The organism is Nocardiopsis sp. EMB25, assembly GCF_026797795.1.
GTDB lineage: Bacteria > Actinomycetota > Actinomycetes > Streptosporangiales > Streptosporangiaceae > Nocardiopsis > Nocardiopsis lucentensis.
In genome coordinates this window covers 233,691-259,195 of record NZ_JAMTDN010000001.1, presented here as the reverse complement: position 1 = coordinate 259,195, position 25,505 = coordinate 233,691, and the positions used below count along the sequence as shown (strand labels likewise).

17 protein-coding genes are annotated in these 25,505 nt (G+C 68.7%); 8 read left to right on the top strand and 9 right to left on the bottom strand.

All coding sequences use genetic code 11. From position 1 onward, the window contains the following. Window positions 1-9: 9 nt before the first annotated feature. On the bottom strand, window positions 10-1,140 hold the full coding sequence (locus KIK06_RS01140; RefSeq protein WP_268641541.1) for a TIGR04222 domain-containing membrane protein: 1,131 nt from the start codon (window positions 1,138-1,140) through the stop codon (window positions 10-12). A 470-nt stretch (window positions 1,141-1,610) separates the two neighbouring features. Between KIK06_RS01140 and KIK06_RS01135 the strand changes: the two genes are divergently transcribed. The 7 genes from KIK06_RS01135 (at window position 1,611) to KIK06_RS01105 (ending at window position 10,553) form a co-directional block, all read left to right on the top strand. Further along, window positions 1,611-1,862: a Flp family type IVb pilin gene (locus tag KIK06_RS01135; RefSeq protein ID WP_268641539.1), complete on the top strand. Its 252-nt coding sequence runs from the start codon at window positions 1,611-1,613 to the stop codon at window positions 1,860-1,862. A 48-nt stretch (window positions 1,863-1,910) separates the two neighbouring features. After that, the gene (locus KIK06_RS01130; RefSeq protein WP_268641538.1) at window positions 1,911-2,966 is read left to right on the top strand and encodes an OmpA family protein; all 1,056 of its coding nucleotides are present in this window, start codon (window positions 1,911-1,913) and stop codon (window positions 2,964-2,966) included. 593 nt (window positions 2,967-3,559) lie between these two features. Continuing rightward, window positions 3,560-4,234, top strand: coding sequence for a hypothetical protein (locus KIK06_RS01125; protein ID WP_268641537.1), 675 nt, complete (start codon window positions 3,560-3,562; stop codon window positions 4,232-4,234). A 230-nt stretch (window positions 4,235-4,464) separates the two neighbouring features. Beyond that, complete coding sequence (locus KIK06_RS01120) at window positions 4,465-6,885, top strand: glycosyltransferase family 4 protein (RefSeq protein ID WP_268641536.1); 2,421 nt, start codon at window positions 4,465-4,467, stop codon at window positions 6,883-6,885. Window positions 6,886-7,117: 232 nt separating this feature from the next. Then, window positions 7,118-8,215 (top strand): pilus assembly protein TadG-related protein, encoded by a 1,098-nt coding sequence (locus KIK06_RS01115; protein ID WP_017599705.1) that lies wholly within the window; start codon window positions 7,118-7,120, stop codon window positions 8,213-8,215. 67 nt (window positions 8,216-8,282) lie between these two features. Next, a complete protein-coding gene (locus tag KIK06_RS01110) occupies window positions 8,283-9,155 on the top strand; it encodes a type IV toxin-antitoxin system AbiEi family antitoxin (RefSeq protein ID WP_268641534.1) in 873 nt (290 codons plus the stop codon). Window positions 9,156-9,626: 471 nt separating this feature from the next. Further along, entirely contained in the window at window positions 9,627-10,553 is a 927-nt protein-coding gene (locus tag KIK06_RS01105; protein ID WP_268641533.1) for a hypothetical protein, read from the top strand. Here KIK06_RS01105 and KIK06_RS01100 read toward each other — a convergent pair. The 6 genes from KIK06_RS01100 to KIK06_RS01075 all read right to left on the bottom strand — a co-directional run bounded on the left by KIK06_RS01100 (window position 10,546) and on the right by KIK06_RS01075 (window position 20,068). Further along, window positions 10,546-11,616, bottom strand: a complete 1,071-nt coding sequence (locus tag KIK06_RS01100) for a pectate lyase family protein (protein WP_017599708.1) — start codon at window positions 11,614-11,616, stop codon at window positions 10,546-10,548. The two genes, KIK06_RS01105 and KIK06_RS01100, sit on opposite strands and share 8 nt — an antisense overlap. 192 nt (window positions 11,617-11,808) lie before the next feature. Further along, window positions 11,809-13,533 (bottom strand): ABC transporter family substrate-binding protein, encoded by a 1,725-nt coding sequence (locus KIK06_RS01095; RefSeq protein ID WP_017599709.1) that lies wholly within the window; start codon window positions 13,531-13,533, stop codon window positions 11,809-11,811. A 71-nt stretch (window positions 13,534-13,604) separates the two neighbouring features. Beyond that, window positions 13,605-15,806 carry a dipeptide ABC transporter ATP-binding protein gene (locus tag KIK06_RS01090; protein WP_268641532.1) on the bottom strand — a complete coding sequence of 734 codons (2,202 nt, stop codon included), beginning with the start codon at window positions 15,804-15,806 and terminating at the stop codon, window positions 13,605-13,607. 180 nt (window positions 15,807-15,986) lie between these two features. Continuing rightward, window positions 15,987-16,898, bottom strand: a complete 912-nt coding sequence (locus KIK06_RS01085; protein WP_017599711.1) for an ABC transporter permease — start codon at window positions 16,896-16,898, stop codon at window positions 15,987-15,989. A 79-nt stretch (window positions 16,899-16,977) separates the two neighbouring features. Then, a complete protein-coding gene (locus KIK06_RS01080; RefSeq protein WP_017599712.1) occupies window positions 16,978-17,958 on the bottom strand; it encodes an ABC transporter permease in 981 nt (326 codons plus the stop codon). Window positions 17,959-18,577: 619 nt separating this feature from the next. Further along, window positions 18,578-20,068 carry a family 2 glycosyl transferase gene (locus KIK06_RS01075; protein WP_268641531.1) on the bottom strand — a complete coding sequence of 497 codons (1,491 nt, stop codon included), beginning with the start codon at window positions 20,066-20,068 and terminating at the stop codon, window positions 18,578-18,580. Between the two features lie 895 nt (window positions 20,069-20,963). On the opposite strand from KIK06_RS01075, the gene KIK06_RS01070 reads away from it, so the two are divergent. After that, window positions 20,964-21,413, top strand: a complete 450-nt coding sequence (locus tag KIK06_RS01070) for an ATP-binding protein (RefSeq protein WP_017599714.1) — start codon at window positions 20,964-20,966, stop codon at window positions 21,411-21,413. Window positions 21,414-21,483: 70 nt separating this feature from the next. Here KIK06_RS01070 and KIK06_RS01065 read toward each other — a convergent pair whose 3' ends face one another. Together KIK06_RS01065 and KIK06_RS01060 are read right to left on the bottom strand one after the other, a co-directional pair. Further along, on the bottom strand, window positions 21,484-21,648 hold the full coding sequence (locus tag KIK06_RS01065; RefSeq protein ID WP_017599715.1) for a hypothetical protein: 165 nt from the start codon (window positions 21,646-21,648) through the stop codon (window positions 21,484-21,486). A 177-nt stretch (window positions 21,649-21,825) separates the two neighbouring features. Further along, window positions 21,826-25,086 carry an efflux RND transporter permease subunit gene (locus KIK06_RS01060; RefSeq protein WP_268641529.1) on the bottom strand — a complete coding sequence of 1,087 codons (3,261 nt, stop codon included), beginning with the start codon at window positions 25,084-25,086 and terminating at the stop codon, window positions 21,826-21,828. Between the last annotated feature and the right edge of the window lie 419 nt (window positions 25,087-25,505).

Genomic DNA, 25,505 nt, shown 5'->3' with positions numbered 1-25,505 from the left:
GGTGGGGTGTCACTCACCGCCACCCCCACCGCCGCCGTCGCCTCCTCCTCCACCGCCGTCGCCACCACCGAACCAGCCGCCGCCGTCGCCGCTGGAGCCGCTACTGGAACTACCGGTTCCCGTGGCGAGGCCGCCTCCCCAGCCGTCCCCTGAGCCCGAGAAGCCTCCGGCTGAACCCGACGACCCCTGGCACAGTTCCGCGAACCAGCACAGGTTGCCGAGGTCGTAGGACTCCGAGGAGGAGTATCCGGCCGGGACACCGTCACCGGAGTAGGAGCGGTCAGCCGAGGACCCGGTCGCCCTGATCGGGGCACGGCCCGGTGCGGAGGTGTTCGCGCGCAGGGACCGGAACCCGGTGACGGCGGTGTGGCGCAGCGCCCGGTCCTGGCTCATCGCGCCCGAGGCCGTGTACCGACGGACGGCCTCCCGCACGACGCTGTCGCCGTGCGGGGTTCTGATCGAGGAGCTGACCCCACCGGTCGCGGCGAGGACCAGTCGAACGACGATCGCGCCGCCGACGGCGCCCATGCAGCCGATGGCGATCAACCAGGTCCACCCCGGCGTGGTGGCGGATCCGAAGAGCAGAAGGATGATGGCGAGGGTGAGGGCGACGCCGATGACCACGTTGGCGGTACCGGCCCTCTGCTTCCTGCGCGCCAGGAGTTCCCGGATCTCGGGAGAGTCCACGATGAGACCGCGTCGGGCGAGGCCCCTGCGAAGTTGATCGACGCCACGACCGATGACCACGCGACGGACCATCTCGCGCGCGCTGACGCCCACCCGGTCCTGGAATGCCCCGACGATGGCGCGCCGAAGCGGATCCCGCTCGTTGGGGTCGTTCCGCTGGGGGCCGACGAGGGTGAAGAATCCACCCGCCGACTGTTGACGCACACGCCCGCTGAGGAAGGCGTCCGTGACGGCCACCTCCGCGGCCCGGATGGCGCCCCCGAGGAGGAAGCCGAGCTCGTCGGGGGTGAGATCGTCCGGGTTCGCAGGCGTGCCGGACCCCGGATTCCTCCCGCTCTCCGACCTGATCGCGGCACGGACACGGAGCACGGTCACGAGGGGGAAACCTCCGACGACCAAGCCAGCGCAGACGGCCACGGCCACCGTCAGGGAAAGCACGGCATCATCGGTCACGTCACTACCCTCCTCACTCGGAACCGGCCCGTCTGGAGAGGACGGGGCCACCCGACCAGGACATCCAACACCATGGGCGGATCGTCTGCCCTAGTGGGCATGGATGTTCACCCCGGCCCCATGGCGTGTGGGGACATCGCGTGCGATCATGGTCACCCGCTGAGCACCCATCGTGACCCCGGATGGCAGGACAGTGATCGAGCCTCCTCGCGCGCACCGGCGCTCACCCGGGCCAGAACCCAGGCCTGTGGACGGTGTGTGTTCCCGATCGACCAGGGGAATCATGAACGCGTGTGGCCACATCCGGCCACCCGGAGCGCCCTGGCCCGGTCATGTATCGGATAGTGGGACCCGGCGGGTGTGCGTCCCCCACACGCGAACCCCGGGCGGTCCCGCGTGAGTCGTCGTTCCGCCACAAGAGACCACGCTGACGTGGTGCACAAGACCCTCTCCCCCAAGGAGCCACCTCCATGAGCAGCCTGACCAAGCTCTGGGTTTTCCTGAGCACACGCGCCGTCCCTTCCCCCCGGAGGGATGACAGGGGGGCCGGAATGGTCGAGTACGCCGCCATCGTCATCCTCGTCGCGGCGATCGCGACGGCGATCTTCCAGTTGGGACTGATCGACAACATCAGTGGAGCGATCGGCAATGCGGTTGATGACGTCCTCGATGGGCCACAACAACCCGTGGCACCTGCCCCCACAGCTCCAGCCAACAACTGAGAAAACACCACACTCCAACAAGAAACCGCCAGAAAAAGTGGGAAGAATTTGACTTCTCATCCATCCCCACCTCCATCAGAGAATCGCCAGCACCCCCTTTCCATTGGCGCGGCATTCACCGCAGTAGCACTTCTTCTCTCAGGCTGCGTAGTAAGCCCTGACGAGACGTCCACTCCGACCGAACAAAGCACCGGAGATCCCACCCCCCAGGTTTCAGCGAGCCCCCCTCGCGAAGAATCCGAGGGAATTATCCCTCTGGCAAGCAGCATAACCTCCTCAACAGAACTTGGAGACTATTTAAAGATTGACATCATAGCCCTAGAGAGGCTCCAGAATGACATTCTCAGGCTCAGAATAGAAATCACAAACAATTCCAATTCTCGATATCGACTTTACGACGGACTCGGAGAAGATGGAGATACCTATACGGCCAGCGCCGTAACTCTAATCGACGCAGAGAACCAGCGGCGCTACCTGAGCTACGACCAAAGCAACGGTACGTGTCTATGCCAATCGCTGAGCGGAGCAGTTCAAAGCGGGGAGACGGTAAGCCTGTGGGTGGCTTTTCCAAATCCTCCGAACTCCACCGAAAGAATGACCGTACTCACACCACTCACGCCACCGATATTTGACATTCCAATAAGTGATTCACTTGAATCCATCGAACACCAAGGGATATCGGATCCTGTAATCCTCGATCTCACCATGATTTCTGACGACCTCGAGGATCAAACTGGACGAACAGAAAGCAACGACGAGGTCAGCATCATCCTCTCTTCGGATGTACTGTTTGACACGAACAGTGCCGACCTCAACCAGGAAGCTGAGGAAATCCTCGAGCAGGTCGCCATTGAGATCAGTGATTCAACTTCGACCATTGTGAGCGTGGACGGCCATGCTGACAACACCGGAAACGAGTCCGTGAATCAGCCCCTGTCTCTCGAACGGGCCCAAGCGGTCGAATCCTCTCTCGCTGATCTTGTGACACGAGAGGGAATTGAGTTCGACGTCAATGGATACGGGTCCAGCGAACCCATAGCGGACAACTCCACCGAGGAGGGTCGCGAGAGAAATCGTCGAGTCAGTATCACGTTCGAGAGGTAGGGGAAACGCGCCGATGAGGAAATCAACTCGTAGAGTGGGAGTTCTGAGTCTAACAGCTGTCCTCCTCACCAGCACTCCGATTACTACAGGGGCTTCTTCAAGCCCTCTGAGAGTAGTAGATCTAGTCACACTCGGCAGCTCCCAAGGAAACAGAACTTTGTCAAGCGGCCTGAATGCTCGAGTACACCAGGCCGAGAGAAACGAATCCGGAAACATGCTCTCGATTGTTTGGAGCATCCAAAACTCTAGCAGTCAAGACATATCAATCAACTGGATATCAGACCGGTCATACACTTACACTGGAGCATACTTTTCCGGCGTAACTGCCATGAGTTCAGATGGCTCCAACCGCTTCCACCCGGTCATGGATGGCGCTGGTGCCTGCGTATGCTCCGGGGACACTTCAAGTGACTTCAAACAGCGAATTCGAGCAACTGAACAGGTCGCCTACTGGTCGCTCTTCTCCGTTCCTTCTGACGTCGAGAGTGTGACGGTCGAAATCCCCGGCTTCGATCCGATCGAGGACGTCCCCATATCCTGACCCCTCCCCCTTCCCTCCCCTTCCGGCTCCCATCCCATGACTGGAGGCGGCGTTGCCCACCCCCCACGACCCCTCTCTCGGGGACACCCGACGTCCCTCCCCCACCGGTCCGCCCAGGCGGTCCGGCGACCGCAACGGTCCGCCGCGTGTGCGAAACCTTCTCCGGACCGCCGTCGGCTGGGCACGCCCCCCACGCGGACCGGACGGTGACGGGGGAGCCGCGTTCACGGAGGTCGCGGCCGTCACCCTGCTCGTCGCGGCGGTCATGCTCGCCGTCTACCAGCTGGAGCTGAGCAGGACGTTCAACGAGGGTGTACGGCAGATGGTGTGCCTCGTCGAGGGGCCCGACTGCGGGGACGAGACCTGGGTGGAGGCCGACCGCCCCGAGGAACCGGACACCTACGAGTGGAAGGGCGACTCCCCCAACACCTCCGACAACCAGGCGATCGGGATGAGCCAGGCCCGTGACCGCGGTTGGACCGACCAGGAGTGGGAGTGCCTGGACAGCCTGTGGTCCAACATCTCCGGTTGGGACCACACCCTCATCGACTCCGAGACCGGCGCGGTCGGCATCCCCGGCTTCCGCGGCGGCGAGCACGGTGCGATGCCGTCCGGCTTCACCGAGAGCGCGTCCGCCCAGATCACGTGGGGCGTCGGGTACATCGCCGACACCTACGGAGCCCCCTGCGCGGCCTGGAGCCAGTGGCAGGGCACCCGCTCGTACTGACCCCGGTTCCCGTCTCACCCGTTCCTTCGCCGCGCCGACCGCCAAACCTGGTGTGTCCCATGTCACTCTTTTCCGCTGCTTTGTTGAGGGCGGCGTGAATGGGCCGCAAAGGGGCCACAGGGCCGGGCAAACCTTTCTCAATTTCCTCTGATATCACTTATTTCACAACAAATACCCCCATAATCTGATCCTCTGGCAGCCCACTGGTCAGGGAGATCTCGGGGGAAGCGGTGAAGATCGCCTATCTGATCAACGACATGTACGGCATCGGTGGCACGGTCCGCACGGTGGCCAACCAGGCGGCGGCGTTGTCCGCACGGCACGAGGTCGAGATCGTCTCGGTGTTCCGGCACCGCGCCGAACCCGTCCTGCCCGTCCCCGCACAGGTGCGCCTACGGCCGCTGGTCGACGTCCGTCAGCACTCCGGGACCACCGGGATCGGTGGACGTCCGCTGTACGAGGGATCGGAACGGGCCGGGCTGCCGCCGCTGCTGTTCCCCCCGGAGGACGCCCGCGGGTCCACGCACAGCCGGTTGACCGACGACCGGATCGAGGAATACCTCGCCACCACCGACGCCGATGTGGTCGTGGGCACCCGCCCCGGCCTGAACATCGCGATCGCCCGCGCGGCACCCTCCCGCGTGGTCAAGGTCGGTCAGGAGCATCTCACCTACGATCAGCACTCCCTCCCCCTGCGCAGGGTCATGGAGCTGGAGTACCCGCACCTGGACGCGTTCGTCACGGTGACCGAGGCGGACGCGCGGACCTACGCCGACCGCATGCCGCTTCCCGGGGTCGAGGTCCTGTCCATCCCGAACGCCGTGCCCGCCCCGCCCTTCACCACCAACGGCCACGACTCGCGCACGATCGTCGCCGCGGGCCGCCTGGCCCCCAGCAAACGGCACGACCTGCTCGTACAGGCCTTCTCGATGGTGTGCGACGACTTCCCGAGCTGGACGCTGCGCATCTACGGTCGGGGCGGCCTGCGTGACACTCTGGTCCGTCTGGTGGGTTCTTTGGGCTTGCAGGACCGGGTGTGGCTGATGGGTCCTCACCCGAGGGTCGAGGAGGCGTGGGCCCAGGGGGCGTTCGCGGCGGTGACCTCCAGCGAGGAGCCCTTCGGGATGACGATCGTGGAGGCGATGCGGTCGGGTCTGCCGGTGGTGAGCACCGACTGCCCGCACGGCCCCGCGGCCATCATCCGCGACGGGGAGGACGGGATCCTGGTGCCGAACAGGTCCGTACAGGGCATCGCGCACGGCCTGGAGGAGCTCATGGCCGACGACGGTCTGCGGCACCGGATGTCCCGGGCGGCGTTGGCCGACTCCGCCCGTTTCGACCCGGCCAACGTGGTGCGCGAACACGAGCGCCTGTTCGCGCGGCTGACCGGGGAGCGGCTGTCCGCCGCCTCACTCGTGCCCGCGGCCCGTCCCGAACCGCCCGCTCCGTGCCGCGTACGCGCCCGCGCGTCGGACGGGGCGGCGGTGCTGTCGTTCGCGCACCCGCCGGAGCAGCTCGTGCTGGTGCGGGACCGCGAGCGCGTGACACTGGCGCCCGACGAGGACGGGAAGGTGGTGGTGGACCCGGAGGCCGAACGCCTGTCGACGTGCACGTGGGACGTCCTGCGTGTGGACGGGGGCGGGGAGGCGCCGATCCTGGACGTGGAGATCCGCCAGGAGGGCTACCCTCTGTCCGCCGACCACGTGGAGAACCTCTCGCTCGTCCTCCCGGCCCGCTCGTCCAGGGGGCGGCTCGTCCTCCACGTGCGACGCTCGCGGCGGCACGCCGAGGTGGAGCACGTGGAGGTCGCCGACGGACTGATCACCGTTCAGGGGAGGGTTCTGGGGCACACGGGGGCGGACGCACGGGCCCGGCTCGCGGTGCGCAACCGCACGGCGCCCAGGATCGTGCGGGAGTTCTCCGCGCCCGTGGCGGCCAGCGGACGGTTCACGGGGGTCATCGATCCGGAGGCCGTGGTGCGGGGCCGGCACGGCGAGTCGGAGAAGTGGGAGCTGCGCCTGGTGTCGTCCGACGGGTCGGAGTGCACGGTGGGGCGCCACCTCTCCGGGGTGGCGGGTTACCGGAGGATCATCGAATACCCCGCGCACCACGTGACGGCGCGCCGAGGGTACGGCTCGCGGGTACGGCCCTACTACACGGTCAACGACCGTCTGGGACTGAGGACGGCGCCCGCGGCGCCGACGTTGGGCGTGGACGAGGTCCGGGTCCACGCCGTGGGTCGCCACCGGGACCGGCTCCGGTTCGACGTCCGCCTGGACACGGCTCCGCCGGAGGGCATGGAGTGCGCGGTGGAGGTGGTGCGGGGCAGCGGCGCGGGACAGCGGTTCCCGCTGCATGAGGTGACCACGTCGTCCGGGGGGCGCCTGGTCGGAACGCTGCCGCTGCTGAACCGAGCCGAGTACGGTGCCACCTCGATACTCAAGGCCGTGTGGCAGTTGCGGTTGCTGATGGGCCCGGAGGGGGCGCTGGGACGGGTGGGCGCGCGGTCGGTTCCTCAGCGGACCATCCGCAGGTGGAGCCGCGGGCCGTTCGTCCGGTCGGTGACCGTGGGGCCGCAGGGCGGCGGGGACCTCCAGGTCACCGTGGCCGACGTGCACATGGTGGAGGCGGTCAACCGCCACCTGCGCTGACCGTTCCAGAAGACTTCGGAAGGCCTCGGGGAAGGGGCCCGCACGGCCCGGTGGGCGGATCGTGCGGTGACCGGACCCGTGGCCGCCCCTTCGTCCACAAGGCCTACCGATCACGGACAGGGGTGGATAAGCTACGCGGGAGGACGGCCGACCCCCGAGGCCCCTCCACGACCGAACCGCCCCGGTCTCCCCGCGTCCGCGGGGCGGGACCCCTCCCCCACGGAAGTCAGTCATGGGACTGCGACGGACCTCCCCACGCGCGACGCCCTCCGCGCGCCCTCACCGCCACCTCCAGGGCCGTGACGACCACGGTCAGGCCAACATCCTGCTCATCTTCGGTCTCACACTCGCCCTGCTCGCCCTCACCGTGCTCTTCGTGCGGGTCGGCGCCGCCAACGACTCACGGTCCCAGACACAGACCGCGGCGGACGCGGCGGCGCTCGCGGCGGCCAGCGCCCTCCAGGACAAAGCCGCCGAGGAGCTCCTGGCCGGGGAGTACCCCCTGCCGTGGTTCGACGAGGAGGTCGCCCAGGCGCGCGCCGACGAGTACGCGCGTGCCAACGGGGCGGTGCTCACGGATATCCGGGCGAGCGACAACTCCATGGGGCGTAGCGGCAACATCATCCGGGTGGAGGTGCGCGGCGCCATCTGCCAGCGGGAGCTGGAGGAGGACGCTTCACGAGCGTGGAACGACGTGGTGTGCGACGGGTCGGAGGAGGAGACCGACACGACCGTCGGCAACGCCTCCGCCATCGCCATCGTCGAGCCGCCCTACGAGTGCTCCCGGGGTGACGGCCGCGTCTCGTGCGGGGAGAACGACCTCGACGACCTCGACGCGGCCCGGGCACTGATCGACGTGCATCTCATCGATCAGGAGGGGCGGTACCGGTTCGACCCCACCCTCACCTACGCAGGAGGCACCATCGTGGACTGTCCCTCGCTCGGAGAACTGGACCCCACCATGTGCTCGGTGCACCAGACACTGCAGGAGGAGTTCGGCGGCTTCTACCTGACGGCCGGGGGATGGCGCTACGAACCCGGCAGCGACCACGGCCAGGGGATGGCGGTCGACTACATGATGGCCGGGCTCGGCGGCCGGCCCACCGCCGAGATGCACGCCACGGCCCTGACCGTGATCAACTGGGTGATCCAGAACGCCCAGCAGCTCGGGGTCAAGGGCCTCATCTACGACCACCACATCTGGAACGCCGCCCGGGACCCCGTGGGCCCGTGGGAGCAGGTCAGGCGCTTCCACCAGGACACGGGGAACAACACCCAGGACCACGTCGACCACATCCACCTGGCCGCGGGCCCCGGCCGCATGCTCTGACGCTCGCCTCGTCCACAGGTTCGGACCGGCTCTTGTGGTGCGCGGCCACACCGCCGAACCTGGATGTATGACCGACAGTGATGACCCCGTCCCCGACCGTTCCCTCCTACTGCGCACCCTCCGCCCCGTCCTCGCACTGATCTCCGCCGACGCGGTCACCTGTGACGTCACCGCCGCCTACGTCTGGGGGATCAACGCCTACCCGTGGGGCACCCGGGTCACCAGGACCCGTCTCCACGTGGCCGTCCCGACCGGGGTGAGGGGGGTCTGTCGCCAGGCCGTGACCGCGCACCGGGAACGGATCCCGGACGCGGACCGGACTCTGGTGGAGGCGGTACGGGTCACCACTCCCACACGCACCGCCTGCGACGTCGCCGCCCGGGCGCCCTCCCTTTCCGCGGCCACGGCACGACTGGACTCCTTCCTCGCACGCGGTCTGGTCAGCCGGGCTCAGCTGAGCCGGGCCGTGTGCGGAGCAGGCCCCCGGAAGCGGTTCCAACGCCTGTCGTCGGCCCTACGGCTGGCCTCGGAGCACAGCCAGTCCCCCGCCGAGTCCCACCTCAGGGTCCTCCTGTCCCTCGCCCACCTGCCCACCGCCACCCCCCAGTGCCCGGTACCCACGGTCGAGGGGACGCTCCACGCCGACCTGGGCTGGCCCGAGTTCCGCGTGGCGCTGGAGTACGACAGCGCGGAGCACCACTCCGACCGCGGAGCCCTGATCAGGGACGAGTGGCGGTACGCGGTCATGCGCGACGAGGGCTGGAGTGTGCTCTCGATCAGCCCCCACGACCTCCGCCGCCGCCCGGACCGGCTGCTCGCCCGGATCGCGGGTGAACTCACCGCGCGTGGCTGGCGTTGCACGGAAGAGCAGAGGCGGAACGTGGAACGAGCGATCCGTCGGTGCGGCCGAGGGAGCCCACATCCGTTCAGGGGAGGTTGATCCGGTGGACCGGCACCCCGCGCACCCGGCACCGGGCTCCCCCGTTCGGCCGCAGCCGCACAGGTACCGCCCCTCGCGGTCAGGCATGAACCCTTCGCGAGGAATGCCCGAAAGCCCCACCCGATCCCCGGCCACAATCGGCCAGAACTCGGACACCAAGAGCGACCACCCGCCCGGTCACGGAACGGATCGGAGCCGGATACGTGCACGGAAACGCCACGAGAACGTGCGCGGACCCGTATCTTCGGTGTCCCAGGGCCCCTACCGAGGGCACCACGCGGTCACTGGGCGTTTCGATTCGTGGCGGCGGTGGGTCCCCCTATCCGTGCCACCATCGAACGGAACAGTGAGTCACCACGTCACACCCCATGCACACACGCCCCCGGAGTCAGGCGACGACGGTCCGCAACAACCCCCCGCGGCCGCACCGGCCGTTCATCGAACCGCAGAAACGAGGCCGAGCCCGTGTCGATGTCGATACCGGACACCTCACCCGCCGAGGACGTTCTGGAGCAGGACCAGGCCCCCGTCGGAACGCACCCCGACTGGTGGGTGTCCCTGGCCGTGGTCCTGGTCTGCCTCGCGGTGGTTGCGACCGGCTGGGTGGTCACCAAGCTCACCGTGGTGGACGGTTCCCAACCCCGAGACCTCGCCGACGGCCCCGGTCCCGTCACCGTCGTTCCGGAGCCGTCGGCCGACGGCGTGGCCCCCGATGACGCCCGCGCCTTCATCGGTGTGGCCACCGACATCGTGGACGGTGCCAGCGCGTTCCGGATCACCTTCTCCGTGTACGAGATCGACGGTTCCGGCGAGCGGCCCGGCTCGCCGGGGGAGGGCCAGGAGGAGCGGGGCGGCGACACGGCCCCCACGCCGCCTCCCGACGCCGCGCCGGAGGACGTTCTGGGTGCGGGACGGGTGGTCTACGACGCCAGGCGGAACCCGAAGTTCGAACACGTCTTCCGGACCGTCACGGGAGCGGAGGTGGAGCGCTACCAGATGGGCGCCGGACAGCTGCTGATGACGGCCGACGTCGGAGTGCCCGGGCTGGTCGTCCTGGACCCGCCCGACGAGGCCGACCGCTACCTGTGCTCCGACGCGTTCGTCTCGGTCCACCTGGAGGAGATCCTGGCCACCTCCACCGACCTCGTGTTCGCCGGCGGGGAGAAGGTGGAGCTCGAGTCGTCGGGGCAGACCATCACGCACGACACCTACCTCTACACCGGCACCTTCACCTCCCTGCGGGGCGGCTATGACACCGCCACGGGCAGCAACACCCTCACCGCCGTGGAGGGCACCGAGTTCGAACTGTGGATCGACGAGGAGGGGTACCCGCGAAGACTCGTCCTACGGTCGGCGGACGGAATCGGCGAGACCCACGAGTACCACTCGTTCAGCTGACACCAGCACCCATGCTAACCAGGTCGGGAACGGTCACGGTGTCGTCCGGTTCGTAGTCGTAGGGAGGGTCGGGGACCTCACCGCGCAACTCGGGCTGCGCCGAATCCACGAGCAGGTTGTTCCGGGTGACCAGGTTGCCGGGTTCCTCTCCCCCGCTGGCGGCCGACAGGGCCGTGCCCTGGAAGTAGTTGCCCTCCACCAGGACGTTGGCGTCAAGGCCGGAGTCGACGCCGTACTCGCTGTTGGACCGGAAGTAGTTGTTGAACACGTGGACGTGTTCGGCGTCGCGGACACGCGGGTTGCGGGCGGAGGTCCCGTCGAAGAAGTTGTGGTGGAGCGTCACACGCAGCGTCCCGGGTTCCTCGTCCTCGCCACCGATGTCCACCGCCGCCTCCGCGTCCCGGAAGTGGTTCCAGGACAGGGTCACGTGGTCGGCCCCGCCGCTGACCGCCACCAGGGCCGAACCCCCGCCACCGACGAACGTGGAGCCGTCCACCCACACGTGACGCGCTCCGCCCCGGATCGCGACGGCCGTACCACCGCTCTCCACCCGCAGGTTGGTCAGGACGACGTTGTCGGACCCGTCGACCACCAGTCGTCCACCCGTGAACTCGGCGCCGCCGTCGACGCCCACGAGGGTCTTGTCCGAACCGACCGCCATCGCGCCGTCGAGGTCGATCTGCCCGCTCACCTCGATGGTCAGGGGCTCCTCCTCGGCGAGCAGGTCGGCCAGCTCGTCGGCGTCGGAGGCGGTGACGGTCTCCCCGTCGGCGCCTCCCGTCACTCCCGGCAGCTCGTCCCCGTCCGCCTCCAGGGACTCTGCGGCCCACCCCACGGGGACACGGACCGGTTCCTCCTCCTCGGCCTCCTCCGGGGAACTGGACTCGTCCGCCTCGTCGGACCCCGGGGCGTCGGACCCGGACTCGCCCGCGGTCGGCTCGGCGGCCGCTCCGACCGGTGCTCCGGCCGTGTCCTGGGCGGGTTCTCCACCGCTCGTGCAGGAGGCGAGCGCGGAGCACAGCAGCGCCGCCGCACACGCGGCGGCGAAGGGGTGAAGTCTCATCGAGGGCTTTCCAACGAACGGAACCGGGGGGTCTCTCGGACGTCAAGAGACTGTCACAGCCCGCCTCCGAGTCCCAACCCGAGGTCCCCTTGACACGTGAACCCGCAGATCGGCACCGGGGACAGCTGCGGGCGCCGGCCCCCTCGCGGAGGCCGGCGCCCGGGTGTTCACCGTGTCGCGGCGGTCACGCCCCTACTCGGCGAGCCAACCGATGTCCTCGTAGACGTAGTCGGAGGCCACGCCGTACTCACCCCAGTTACGCAGGTTCTCGTCCATGACCCAGAGACCGGGACGCTCGAACATGGGAATGGTCAGGACCTCCTCCCACACCGCGGCGTCGATCTCGTTGGCGATCTCGGCATAGCGGTCCGGGTCGGTCTCGCCCTGGAGCTGGCTGAACAGGTCGTTGATCTCCTCCGTGGAGTGGAAGCTGAGGTTGTTGCCCCACTCCGCGTCCTCGCCCTCGCCGCTCACCGGGCCGCCGTAGTTGCCCGCGGCGTCACCGGGGTAGGGGTTGGAACCGACGAAGACGAAGGTGGCGAGCTCGTAGTTGCCGGGGATGACGTACTCGGAGAACAGGGCGTTGCCCGGCACCTGCTGGACGTCGACCTCGACACCGATCTCGGCGAGCATCTCGCGGCCGATGTCGGCCTCGTTCTGGGCCAGGGTGAAGTCGTCGGAGGCCACCCAGGTCAGCGTCAGGGTGTCGCCGTCCTCGTTGGTCCGGAACTCCGCGCCCTCCTCCAGGGTCCACCCGGCCTCGTCGAGCAGCTCGGCGGCACGCTCGGTGTCGTATCCGCCGAGCTCTCCGCTGTTGTCCTCGAAGCCGTACTGCGTGGAGCGGAGCAGGCGGTTGACCTGGCCGGTGATCGGCCACTCGATCGGGCCGAGCGCGGCCTCGGCGAGCGTGTCGGTGTTGATCCCCAGGGCCAGGGCCTGACGGACGCGAACGTCCTCCAGCTCCGGGCTGCCGGCGTTCACCGAGACGAAGCGGTGACCGTGGTTGACGGCGCGGGTGAAGTAGGCGCCGTTGCCCTCGCGGTCCTGGAGCAGCTGGTACCCGGCGGCGTCGTAGCCGAGGTAGAACCCGTCGATCTCATCGTTGTCGAACGCGGTCGGCTGACCGTCGATGGCCATGGCGTCGAAGATGATCCGGTCGAGCTTGGCGGGCTCGCCCCACCAGTCGTCGTTCCGGTTCACGGTGATGCGCTCGGTGGTGTCGTCGAACTCCACGTCGCCGAACGGGCCAGCGGTGACCGGGTAGTCCTTGAAGTAGCCCTCCTCGAAGAGCTCCTCGTCCTCCATGTACTCCGCCGGGTAGAGCGGGGAGAACAGGGAGGGCCACTCGGCGTAGGGCTCGGAGTAGACGAGGGTGAAGGAGTACTCGTCGTCGCCCTCGACGAACTCCTCGACCAGCTCGTAGCCGGTGGTGCCGCCGAGCTCGAAGTCGCCGTCGCGCTGACCCGACCAGGTGAGGTACTGGGCCTCGTAGTCGGCCGAGGTGATCGGCTCGCCGTCGGACCACACGGCGTCCGGGTTCAGCTCGTAGACGACCTCCAGGCCGTCGTCGCTGACCTGGGCGTCCAGGACGTAGTCGGTGATCGGCTGGGGCAGACCCTCGGCGTCCCAGCGGAACGCGCGCGGCATGACGGCACCGGCGACACGGCGCACGTTGGCCATGTTGCCCTGGGTGTGCGCCATGTTGTGCTGCTCGTCGTAGTTGGTGAGGGCCCAGACGAAGTCGCCGCCGTCCTTGAGGTCCTCACGGGGAGCGGGGTTGAGGTCCTGGGCGGGCAGTGCCGCCAGTTCCTCCTGGGCCTGCTCGGGGTCGTTCTCCTCGCCGCCACCGCCGCACGCGCTGGCGACCAGCGCCAGAGCGGCGACGGGGGCGAGGTAGCGCACCTTCCCGATTCGCATGGGGATCTTCCTCTCAGGGGTGAGATGACCAGCGCGCGGGGCGGCGCTGGCCGTGCCGTGTCGAACCGCCGTCAGACGGCCTGCCGTCCCTCCGCGAAGTGGCAGGCCGCGCCCTGGTCGCCACTGTTGGTGGGGAGGATCTGCGGTTCGACCGTCATGCACTGCTCCTGCTCGTGCTCGGAGAGAGTGATGAACTTCTGGCACCTGGTCCGGAACCTGCACCCCGTTGGTGGGTTGGCGGGGCTGGGCAGGTCACCGTCCAAGACAATGTGCGTGCGTGTCCGCTCCTTCTCCGGATCGGGGATGGGGATGGCGGACAGCAGCGCCTGGGTGTAGGGGTGTGAGGGCCGGGTGTAGATCGAGTGCGTGTCGCCGATCTCCACGATGCGGCCGAGGTACATGACCGCGACGCGGTCGGCGATGTGCCGGACCACGGACAGGTCGTGTGCCACGAACAGGTAGGCCAGACCGAGCCGGGCCTGGAGTTCCTCCAGGAGGTTGACCACACCCGCCTGGATGGACACGTCCAGGGCGGACACGGGCTCGTCCAGCACCAGCAGCTTGGGTTCCAGGGCCAGTGCGCGGGCGATACCGATGCGCTGGCGCTGGCCGCCGGAGAACTCGGCCGGAAACCGGGTGGCGTGCTCGGTGTTGAGGCCGACCAGGTCGATCAGCTCGTACACACGCCGGCCGACCTCGGCCGCGGACACGCCGTGCGTGCGCAGTGGTTCGGCGATGATGTCGAAGACCGGCATGCGCGGGTCGAGCGAACTCATCGGGTCCTGGAACACGATCTGCATGTCCCTGCGCAGGGAGAACCGCTTGGGCCGGTTCAGCCCGGCCACGTCCTGGCCCATGACCTCGACCGTGCCGCTCTGCGGACGCTCCAACCCCATGATCTCCATGAGGGTCGAGGACTTACCGCAGCCGGACTCGCCGACCAGGGCGAGGGTCTCCCCCTCCCTGATGTCGAAGTCGACCCCGTCCACGGCGTAGACCGTGCCCACCCTGCGCTTGAACACGGTGCCCTTGGTGAGCGGGTGGTACTTGATCAGACCGTCCACCCGCAGCATCTCGGCCCGGTCCTCCCTGCGCACGGAGGAGGCGGGCACCTCGGGGATCTCGGGGACCGGGTAGATGTCCCGGGCCGTCCACTCGTGCTCCGCGATCTCACCGGACCGCACGCACGCGGACCGGTGTCCTCCGGTGTCCCGATCGCTCTCGTCGGCGGGGACGGACCCGCCGTCGTGCAGGGCGCGGAGCACCTCCGGGGACGGCTGGTCGCCGATCGGCAGGAGGTCGGGCTCGGCGAACTCGCACTCGGGCCGGGCGATCGGGCACCGGGGCGCGAAGGGGCACCCCGGAGGCAGTGACGACAGCGACGGCGGGGTCCCCTTGATGGGGACGAGCGCGCCCTGGCGGTCGAGGTCCATTCGTGGAACCGCGCCCAGAAGGCCCATGGTGTAGGGCATCCGGCTGCCGTAGTAGATCTCGTCGACCGTGCCCATCTCCACGGGGCGGCCCGCGTACATGACGAGCACGCGGTCGACGAACCCGGCGACGACGCCCAGGTCGTGCGTGATCATCACGATGGCGGCGCCGGTCTCGCGCTGCGCGGTGCGCAGGAGCTCCAGGATCTGCGCCTGGATGGTCACGTCCAGCGCGGTGGTGGGCTCGTCGCAGATGATGACGTCGGGGTTGTTGGCCATCGCCATCGCGATCATGACGCGCTGGCGCATACCGCCGGAGAACTCGTGCGGGAACGAGCGGTACCGCTGTTCGGCGTTGGGGATGCCGACCAGTTCGAGGAGCTCGACGGCGCGGGCCCTGGCCTTGTCCTTGGGAGTCCTGGGGTCGTGGACCAGCACCGCCTCGGCGAGCTGGTCGCCGACCGTGTACACCGGGGTGAGTCCGGACAGCGGGTCCTGGAAGACCATGGAGATGACCTTGCCCCGCAGCCGCGCCATGTCGCGGTCGTCCAGGCCCAGGATCTCCCGGCCGTGCAGGCGGACGGACCCGGTGATCTTCGCGTGGTCCGGAAGCAGGCCCATGGCTGCCATCGAGGAGACGGACTTGCCGGAGCCGGACTCGCCGACGATACCGAGGACCTCGCCTCGGCGGACCGCGTAGCTGACGCCGCGCACGGCGCGCACGTCGGGGTTGCCGTTCATGCCGGGGAAGGTGACGGTGAGGTCGGTGACCTCCAGGACGGGGGCGCCGTCCGCGCGCCCGTCGGGCACGGCGTCGGTGGTCGTCACGGTGTCAGTGCTCATGTGTGTCTGTCTCCCCCAGGACGTGTTCTGTGGATGCCGTCCGTCACGAGCGGCGTATCCGGTGGTGCTATCGCAAGGCCGAAGAAGGAGTCAGCCCGGGCTTGGCTGTCGACTGATGAGAACGCGGCGAGAGTGCCGCTGGGGCGACGCGCAGGAGGGCGAGTATTCACGGAGCACGTCCTAGGACCGGCGCGACTTGGACGACGGGTCGAGGGCGTCGCGCAGCCCGTCCCCGATCATGTTCACGGCCAGCACCATGACGACCAGCAGCAGCGCGGGGAACGCGAACATCCACCAGGCGGTGGTGGCGAACCGCGAACCGGCGGCGATCACGACGCCGAGGCTGACGTCGGGTGCCTGGACACCCAGACCGAAGTAGCTGAGCGCGGTCTCCCCGATGATCGCGGCGCTGACCATGATGGTGGCGTCCGCGATGAGCAGGGATGACATGTTCGGCAGGATGTGGCGCAGGATGATCTTGTGCGGGGGGACGCCCATGAACCGGGCGGCGTGGATGTACTCGCGTTCACGGAGTGAGATGGTCAGTCCGCGGACCATCTTGGAGGTGACCATCCAGCTGAACACGGCCAGCAGGATGACCAGCACGAACCAGCCGCCGTCACCGGAGAAGTGGGTGGACAGGATGGCCAGGATGACGAAGTTGGGCAGGACCAGGGCCAGGTCGGCCACCCACATCAGGCCCTTGTCGACGAAACCGCCGAAGTACCCGGCGAAGGAGCCCACGACGGCCGCGACCCCGGTGGTGAGGACGGCGACGAGCAGACCGATCATCAGGGACTTGCGCAGGCCCGCGGTGGTCTGCGTGAAGATGTCCTGACCGGTGCTGTTGGTGCCCATCCAGTGGTCGGCGGACGGCCCGCCGAGGATGTCGCCGAAGTCGCGCTCACCGATCCCCCAGCCGCTGACGAGCGGGCCGACGAAGGCGAACAGCGCGAGGAGGGCGAGCAGGACGAGGCCGACGATGACGCGCCGGGTTCCGAGGAGTTGGCGGCCCAGGTCCTTGAACCGGTTGGGAGCCGGGGGCACGGTCGGCGCCTTCACGGACTCCGTGCTCTCTTGGGTCGTGCTCATGGCGTGGTCTCCAGCAGGGGCGCCGCGGCGATGCGGGACGGAACGTGGCGGGTGGGGATGCGGTGGATCGGTGTCACGGTCACACCCGCACCCTCGGGTCGAGCCAGGCGTAGAGGATGTCCGACAGGAAGGACGCCGCCATGATCGTGATCGCCATGAACCAGGAGACGGCGGCCACGACGTGCACGTCCTGGCTGAAGATCGAGTCGATCATCCAGGCGCCCATGCCGTGCCAGCCGTAGATCTTCTCGGTGAAGGTCGCCCCGGACACCAGGGCGCCGAAGGTGAAGGTGAAGTAGGTGATGGTCGGGATCAGGGCCGTGCGCAGGGCGTGTTTGAACAGAGCCGCCCTGCGGGTCAGCCCCTTGGCCATCGCCGTGCGTACGAAGTCGGCGCCCAGGACGTCCAGCATCATGTTCCGCTGGTACCTGGCGAAGGCGGCGAACAGCGCGACGGCCAGGACGAAGGTGGGCAGGATCGCGTGGTGAACGCGGTTGAGGAACAACTCCCACCCGTTGCCCTGGAAGCCCGCCGAGTACTCACCTGAGTAGGTCAGCAACTGGAAGCCGAGAAAGTCGTTGATGGCGTTCGCTCCGACCTGCACGGAGAGCGCGATGACGACGGTGGGCACCGACAGGACGAAGAACGACGCGGCGGTGGCCGCCTTGTCGAACCCCCGGTACTGGCGTACGGCGGCGTAGGCCCCGATGATGATGCCGATGGCGCTGCCGAGGATGGTGGCGACGGTGATCAGGCGCAGGGTGACCCCGGCCTTCAGCCACATCTGGGAGGTGACGTCACCACCCTGGATGGTCTGCCCGAAGTCGCCGACGAGGACACCGCTCATCCATGTGACGTAGCGCTGCGCGATCGGCGTCTGGTCGTTGAGGTTGAGCGCGTCCAGTTGGGAGTTGACCGCCTCAGGGGACGGTGGAGGCTGCATCTGCTCGAAGTACCCGCGTGGGTACAGGTTGGTGGCCGCGAGCAGGTAGGCGAAACTCGTCGCGAGAAAGATCAACACGACGTAGTTCAGTAGCCGCCTGGCCAGGAACTTGCCCAAAACTATCTCCGAACCTCACACCGAGCCCGGCGCTCGTCATTGGTTCCGACTGGTCGTGACCGGTATGTCCGTGGCACCGGGGGCGCGTTGCTCGGGTGGATCCCACCGTTAAGCGTTCGCGATCCCGGGACCACTGGCGAGGTGACACCCAGTGACCGACGAAACACGCTTCCTTCCGATTCACGGTCCGTGACCGGAATGTCAAGAGTCTGCGGGACGACTGGACACTCGGAGGTCACCGACCCATCAAGAAAAGACAACGGTGCCACTTTGAGCCCCATCCTCCGAGCGAATTGTCAAGGCTTGTACTCACAGTGATAGACACGCACCACACCGCCACCATCAACCACAGTGACCTGCAAAAACAAGCTCCTACACCATCGAGCCGACAGCAAGTGTGCGGCATATCGGCCAAAGTTCACAAAACGGGACAACAGCGAAAAAATGGCGAAACGTTCCGGAAACCTGCACGTCGCAGTCACCATCCTGGCATCGCCACACCCCCAGCCACTGACGCCAGGGATGTCATTAACCGCCCTTATAGCAGGACCGAATCCAACTACTGTGAGTAGTTGAAGTTAACGATGGCTAACGTCCGGAGGCGACTTCACCTTCACACTCATCCCCCTCCGACGGGTCGCGCCGACCGCTCCGCCGCCCTCGGGCGCGGTAGGAGGGGGGCCGCCGACCCCGACCTCGCCACACCCCACCAGGTACCCAATGAACGGGCGGCGTCCCCGGCCACTCCCAGGGCCGTCCAGGTCACCGGGCCCACCGGGGCCACACCCCGACCCCGGTGCCACGCCCCCAGATGCGGCAGGACGAGCATCGCGCCCACGACTGCCCCCCTCCTCCGGTCGGCCGCCCCCGCGCCGACCGCCGCCGCGGCCAACACCGGCCACCAGGCGCCCCGGACCCACCGGCCCCCGGTTCCGACCGCGGACACCAGATCCCGTCCCGACAGGAACGCCGCCTCCGGCAACCGGGTCCCCGAGCCACCGGAGAGCCGCCACGCGCCGTACGCCGTTCCGAGAGCCATCGCGCCCAACGCCGGCACCGGACGTCCGGCGAACAGGAGGGCGAGGGCCGCCGCACTGGACCAGGGCAGTTCGGGTCCGGCCGCGCGCTGGCCGCGGCGCCGCGTGAGCGGCCCGGTCGACGCACCGCGCGTGAAGCACGCGCGCAGGTAGCCGCCCAGAGCCTCGACCGGCGGGACCCACACCCGCGACCGGGGCTCGTAGCGCACCGACCACCCGCGTTCGACCAGGCACCACAGCGCGTCGAGCTCGGCGCCTTCGTCCAGGTCGGAGGCGAGGAGATCGGAGTCGACGGCCGCCCGGCGCAGGACAACCGAGCGCACGGGGCTCAGGGGGTCGGCACGGGTGTGTTCGTTCGCGGCTCCCGGCAGTCCCCGTCCGCCGGTCGCGTGCCCCCAGGGCGGAACCGGAGCCGGGTCGGCTCCGCGATCGGCCCCGATCCGGGCGGCGGCGACGGCGGCCACGGTCATCTCCAGATACGTGGGGGCGGTGGCCCGAGCGGTCAGCGCACGGGGGAGGACAGCCGCCACACCGGGGTCGGCGAAGTGTCCCAGGGCCGCTTCGAGCCAGCCGGGGCCAGGGCGCGCACCCGCTGCCACGAGCGCCACGTGGGGTGCGGTGCACGCGCCCAGCGCGGTGTCAAGGGCAGCCGTTCCGCCCGGAGGGCCGGGGACGGTCCGCGCCCCTCTGCTCCGGGCGGCCCACCCGCTCGCACCAGCGGCGCCGATGACGACGGGACGCAGGTCGGGGTAGGCAGTCGCGAGGTCGTCCAGCGTGCGGGCCAGGTCGGCGGGGGAGGTCGGGCCGACGATGGCCACGTCCACGGTCGCGGGGCCGACGGGGATCGCGGTGTCCACGGGACGGGGGTGGGCGAACCCCGCGTCGATCAGGCGCCGGGCGAGGATCCGTTCCGCACGGCCGGTCGGGGCGGCCCCGCTCGACCAGCGGATCAGCGCGCTGGCCTGGCCGGTCGTGAGTCGGAGCGCGCGTGGGGGGTGTCCGCCCAGAAGCACGTGCCCTTCATCGGCGAGACGGACGGAACGGTCGATCTCGACCCCCAGCCCAGAGGGCAAGGGGGAGCCGGAGAGGATACCGCGCCGCGAACGGCCGTTGGGAGTGTCACCGCGCCGCAGGCGACCGTTGAGGGTGCCCCACAGACTCGCGAAGCGGCCCATGGGCGGTGGAGGGTGACGAAGAGGGGAACGCCGCGCCGCAGGCGTCGCTTGAGGGTGCCCCGCCCCGCCGCGAAGCGGCTCCTCGGGCGGTGGAGGGTGACGGGTGGGCATGGGCCCCACCCTGTCGCTTCGGACATCCCGGGCACAAGACCGTGCGAAGCACCAAAATTCAGAAGACCTTCACAGAATCGTTACCTCGCCTCGTGAGCCCCACCAGTCACGAAACACCGCCGTAGCCCGCTCGAGATCCTCGTCACGACCTCACCAGTTCTCCTCTTTTTCCAGGTCAGCGAGGGATATTCTGTCCAGGCCAGGTCGACCGGGTTTCGGAGGAGGTACAGAGCGTATGCTAAGCGCGAATACGCCCTCCAGTGTCGTGGGGCACATCCCTTACCAAACATGACCAACCATGACGGGCCTTCCCTCGGCCCCACCCCCGTCCGGCGGGGAGCCCCGCGGCTCCTCCCGTTCCACACGCCGACCCCCGCACACCGCGCGCCCCGTGGCACCAGACCACTTCCCTCCCTGACCCAGGGGGCACCGATCCGTGTGTCAGTACCGCGCCGTGACCCGCATCCGCGGGCATGGACGCCACGAGGGCCCGGCGCACCTTGCCCCGCCCGCCGCGCACACACGTCATCGGGAAGTGAAACCCACCATGTGTGACACCGCCGCAGCCCAGGGTCCCCTGGTCACCCAACACGCTCCCGCCCCTGGGACCGCCCCCTCATCGCCGGACCCGCTCTCGTCCCCGCGTTCCACGTCCCGTCCGTTTCAAGGTCCGACGAGATCCATGGAAGAGCCCACTCCACACAACACCGACACCGCCACGAGACCGGTCAGGCGCCGGTTTCCCGGCCTGCCGAGCCAGATCGCCTACGCGCGCCGGTTCGTGGCGCGCCACCTGGCGTCCTGTCCGGACCTGACCACGGTGACCCTCCTGACCAGTGAGCTCGCCACCAACGCCATCACCCACAGCGCGTCCGGCCGGGCGACGGGAAAGTTCGAGGTCTGCGTGCACCAGGCCCCCGGGTGGGCCCGGGTGGAGGTGCGTGACCTGGGCAACCTGGAGGAGTCGCCGCGTCCCCAGCACCGGGACCCCTACGACACCGAGGAACACGGTCGGGGGCTGGACCTGGTCGAGGCGCTCTCCAGCGCGTGGGGCACCGAGCCCCGCGGCGACGGGATGGGGCGCAGGGTCTGGTTCGAGCTGGTGTGGGAGCGCGACGGCGATCCGCTCTGAGAACCGTCGGTGACCGGAGTCTCCCGACGGCCTCGGCGGTACGCCGCCGCGCCTGAACCGTGCGTCGCCGTCACTCCCCCGCCGTCACCGACTCGTCCGCGTCGCCGGTGTCGGCCGACGCGGGAAGCCGGAAGCGTTCGTACAGCTGTCGGGCGTAGTCCTTGGCTTCCTGGGACGGTTCCTCGCCCAGCTCGTCGCGGACCAGGTCATCAAGGCTCTTGTTCGATTCGTCCATGTGACGCAGACTGCCTGGAGTGCCCGGAGAGCACAAATCAACGCCCCGATAACCCCCTGAAACCGGCACGGTTCACGTCTCCCGCCGGGCGCGGGAACGACGAAGGGGGTGCCCCGCACCGAGTGCGGGACACCCCTCAACGGACGGATCGCGCCGATCCGGAAGGACCGGGAGCCGTCAGCGCCCGACGGGTTCTCCGGTGGGCTCGTCCGAACCGCTGGCGCCGTTCCGGCCGTCGGAGCCGTTCATCTCCGGTACGGACCGGCTGGCGGCGCCCTCGCCGCCCCTACCGGCCGCGCGCTTGGCGCGCCGGCGCTCACGACGGGCCGCCCGCTTCCGTGCGCGGCGCTCCTTGCCCGCCTCCACCAGCTGGTAGAGCACGGGAACCAGGATCAGCGTGAGCAGGGTGGACGAGACCAGACCGCCGATCACCACGATCGCGACCGGGCCGGAGACGAACGCGCCGCCACCGGTGAGGCCGGTGGCCAGCGGAACCAACGCGGCGATGGTGCCCGCCGCGGTCATGAGGATCGGCCGCAGGCGGTGCCGGGTGCCCTCGACGATCGCCTCGCCCAGCGGCATGCCGCCCGCACGGTTCTGGTTGATCAGGTCCATCAGCACGATGGCGTTGGTGATCACCACGCCGATCAGCATGAGCATGCCGATCATCGCGGCCGCGCCGAGCGGGGTGCCGGTCAACATGAGCAGACCCAGCGAACCTGTCGCCGCGAAGGGAACCGACACCAGTAGCAGGAGCGGCTGGATGAGGCTCTTGAACGTCGCCACCATGATCAGGTAGCAGATGACGATCGCCGCGAGCAGCGCCGTGAGCAGCTGCATGAGGCCCTCGGACTGGTCCTGGCTGACCCCGGCCAGCGTGGCGGCGGCGCCCGAGGGCAGGTCCAGCTCGTCCAGGGCCCGCGCGATCTCGGCGCTCACCGCGCCGAGGTCGGAGGCGGTCGGGCTGGCCGACACCGTGGCGCTGGTGACGCCGTCGATCCGGGTCAGCTCCGGGGGCTGCACGACCTCCTCCACGTCGGCGACGCGGTCCAGGCTCACCTCCTGCCCGGTGGGCGTGGTGAGCGTGAGGTCCTCCAGCTCCGCACGGCTCTCCGGAGCCTCGTCGACCAGCACGACCACGTCGCGGCGGACGTCGTCGACGGTCGCGGAGCCGACACCCTGGCCGTTGAAGGCGGCGGCGACCGCCTGGCCGACCATGGCCTCGTTCATCCCCAGCTCGGCGGCCTCCTCGCCGTCGACGCGCACCTCCAGGGCCGCCTGGGAGGCGGAGACCCCGTTGACCACGTCGTCGGCGCCGTCGATGTCGAGCAGGGCCTCCTCGACCATGTCGGCGGCCTCGGTCAGGGCCTCCTGATCCTCGGCCGTGACCCGGACCTCGATACCCGAGCCGCCCATCCCGCCCGAGGCGTCGAGCCTGGGCTCGTACTCGGTGTCGAGGGCGGCGAACTCCTCCCGCAGCACCTCGCGGTTGCGCAGCTGGTCGGACTCGGGGTCGGCGGTGACGGTGTAGCTGATCTGGTCGGTTCCGGCGGCCATCATCGGGTTGCCGTTGCCGCCGACGCTGACCTGGTAGTCGTCCACCCAGGCCATTCCGTCGAGCAACTCCTCGACCTTGGCGGCCTCGGCGTCGGCGGTCTCCAGGGAGGTGCCCGGCTCCAGGTCCTGCACCGCCATGTAGGTGTTCTGCTCGGCCTCGCCGAGCCAGTCGGTCTCCATCGTGAGGGCCATGGCCACGGTGCCGGCGAAGATCACGGTGGCGCCCGCCAGGACGATGGCGGTGGCGCTCTTCCGCTTGGTGGTGATCCACCGGATGATCGGGACGTAGATCCGCTGCAGTGGCGTGCGCAGCTCCGCCCGGGACTGTTCGCGCTCGATCTCCTCCTGAGTGGTGTCACCGACCTCCTTGGGCCGCATGAACCAGTAGCACAGGACGGGGGTGAGGGTCAGCGCGACCAGCAGCGAACCGCCCAGGGCGATCGAACTGGTCACGGCGAACGGCGTGAAGATCTCACCGGCCTGGTTGTCGACGAAGGCCATCGGCAGGAACACGGCGATGGTGGCGAACGAGGAGGAGGCCACGGCCGTGGCGACCTCGCGGACTCCGTCCTTGACCGCCGCCGCGCGCTCCTTGCCGTAGCCCATGTGGCGGCGGATGTTCTCCAACACCACGATCGAGTCGTCGACCACCCGGCCGATCGCGATGGTCAGGGCCGCCAGGGTGAGCATGTTCAGGGTGAACCCGAACGCCTGCATCCCCAGGAAGGTGACCAGGATGGACACCGGGATCGACACGGCGACCACGATCGTGGAGCGGATCGACAGCAGGAAGACCAGGATCACGACGACCGCGGCGACCAGACCCATCCAGCCCGCGTTGAACATGTCCGAGATCGACTCGTTGATGAAGGGGGCCTGGTCGAAGACCGGTGTGAGGTGGATGTCGTCCCCGAGCAGGTCGGCCTGCTCGTCCAGCACGGAGTTCACGCCCTCGGAGATGTCGACGGTGTTGCCGTCGGGCGTGGACAGGACCATGAGCATGACGGCCGGCTCGCCGTTCACGCGGGAGATCTCGGTGGACTCCCGCGGGACCAGCGCGACGTCGGCGACCTCGGAGAGCTGGACCGGCTCGGGTGCGGCGGACGCGGCACCCGGCACGGCCGCCGCGGTGCTCTGGGCGGGCCGGATCCACACGTCCTCGATCTGTTCGAGGTCGGTGTGCCGCTCACCGGTGGTGACGCTGAGCGTGCGGTCGTCCTCGTCGAGGGTGCCGCCGGCCATGAGCAGGCCGCTGCCCTCCAGTGCCTGGGTGAGGTCCCGCGTGGTGAGGCCGGCCGACTCCAGTTCGTCCGCGTCGGGGGTGATCTCGACTCGCTCCTCCTCGACACCCATGAGCACGGCCGAGCGCACACCGGAGACCGACTCGATCTCCGGGAGGAGGACGGTCTCCACGGTGGAGGCCATGTCCTTCTGGTCGAGTTCGTCACTGCTGACCGCGAGGACCTGGGCGGGCAGCATGTTGGTGTTCATGGACATCACGTTGGTGTCCACACCGTCGGGCAGGAAGCCGGAGACCTGGTCGATCGCGGCCTGGGTCTCGCGGACCAGCACGTCCTGTTCATGCCCGTAGTCGAACTCGGCCTGGATCGTCACGGACCCGGTACTGCTGGTGGAGGTGACGGCCGTGATGCCCTCCACGCCCTGGACGGCCTGTTCCAGCGGTTCGGTGACCTGGCTCTCCACGACCTGGGGGGTGGCCCCCTCGTAGGAGGCGGTGACGGTCACCATCGGCAGCGAGAACTCGGGGAAGAGCTCGCGTTTGGCGCCCACCGCGGCGAGCACTCCGAAGAACATGACCGCGAGGGTGATGAGGAGGACGAGCGCCCTGTTGCCGAGGGAGATGTTCGACAGGCGGTTCACGTGTGCGTCCCTTCCGTTCCGCGGGCCGGTGTCCCCGCGAGGGATCGACCCGCGGCGCGGGTCGTTGTCGCCGATCTGGACATGAGGGGTTATCGCTCCTAGTTCGCTGCCGTGTGGTGGTGGGCCGTCCCGCGACGGGGGGCACGCACCGGCGCACGCGGACGGCGTCGTTCGGTCGGACCCGCCGTCGGGTGTCGCGGATGTCGTGGATGTCGCGGGGGTGGTGGTCTTCCGAGGTCGGGGCCCGGGTGTCGGGCGCCGCTTCCGTCGGGCGCACCACTCACCATACGTCGCGTTATATCGGGTCCTCAGCTCTGTCGGCCCGGTTCAGGGATCTCTCAGGGAGACGTCAGCCTTACGTCAGGGTCGGCACCTGACCAAAGTTGGGGACATCATCCGAAAGATCGGAGTGTCCGCGG

Bases quoted from the DNA above. Each gene is read 5' to 3' on its own strand.
- KIK06_RS01065 (WP_017599715.1), bottom strand. From the start codon at position 21,648: ATGGACGAATCGAACAAGAGCCTTGATGACCTGGTCCGCGACGAGCTG.
- KIK06_RS01110 (WP_268641534.1), top strand. From the start codon at position 8,283: ATGACCGACAGTGATGACCCCGTCCCCGACCGTTCCCTCCTACTGCGC.
- KIK06_RS01090 (WP_268641532.1), bottom strand. From the start codon at position 15,806: ATGAGCACTGACACCGTGACGACCACCGACGCCGTGCCCGACGGGCGC.
- KIK06_RS01135 (WP_268641539.1), top strand. From the start codon at position 1,611: ATGAGCAGCCTGACCAAGCTCTGGGTTTTCCTGAGCACACGCGCCGTC.
- KIK06_RS01070 (WP_017599714.1), top strand. From the start codon at position 20,964: ATGGAAGAGCCCACTCCACACAACACCGACACCGCCACGAGACCGGTC.
- KIK06_RS01105 (WP_268641533.1), top strand. From the start codon at position 9,627: ATGTCGATACCGGACACCTCACCCGCCGAGGACGTTCTGGAGCAGGAC.
- KIK06_RS01115 (WP_017599705.1), top strand. From the start codon at position 7,118: ATGGGACTGCGACGGACCTCCCCACGCGCGACGCCCTCCGCGCGCCCT.
- KIK06_RS01095 (WP_017599709.1), bottom strand. From the start codon at position 13,533: ATGCGAATCGGGAAGGTGCGCTACCTCGCCCCCGTCGCCGCTCTGGCG.
- KIK06_RS01100 (WP_017599708.1), bottom strand. From the start codon at position 11,616: ATGAGACTTCACCCCTTCGCCGCCGCGTGTGCGGCGGCGCTGCTGTGC.
- KIK06_RS01085 (WP_017599711.1), bottom strand. From the start codon at position 16,898: ATGAGCACGACCCAAGAGAGCACGGAGTCCGTGAAGGCGCCGACCGTG.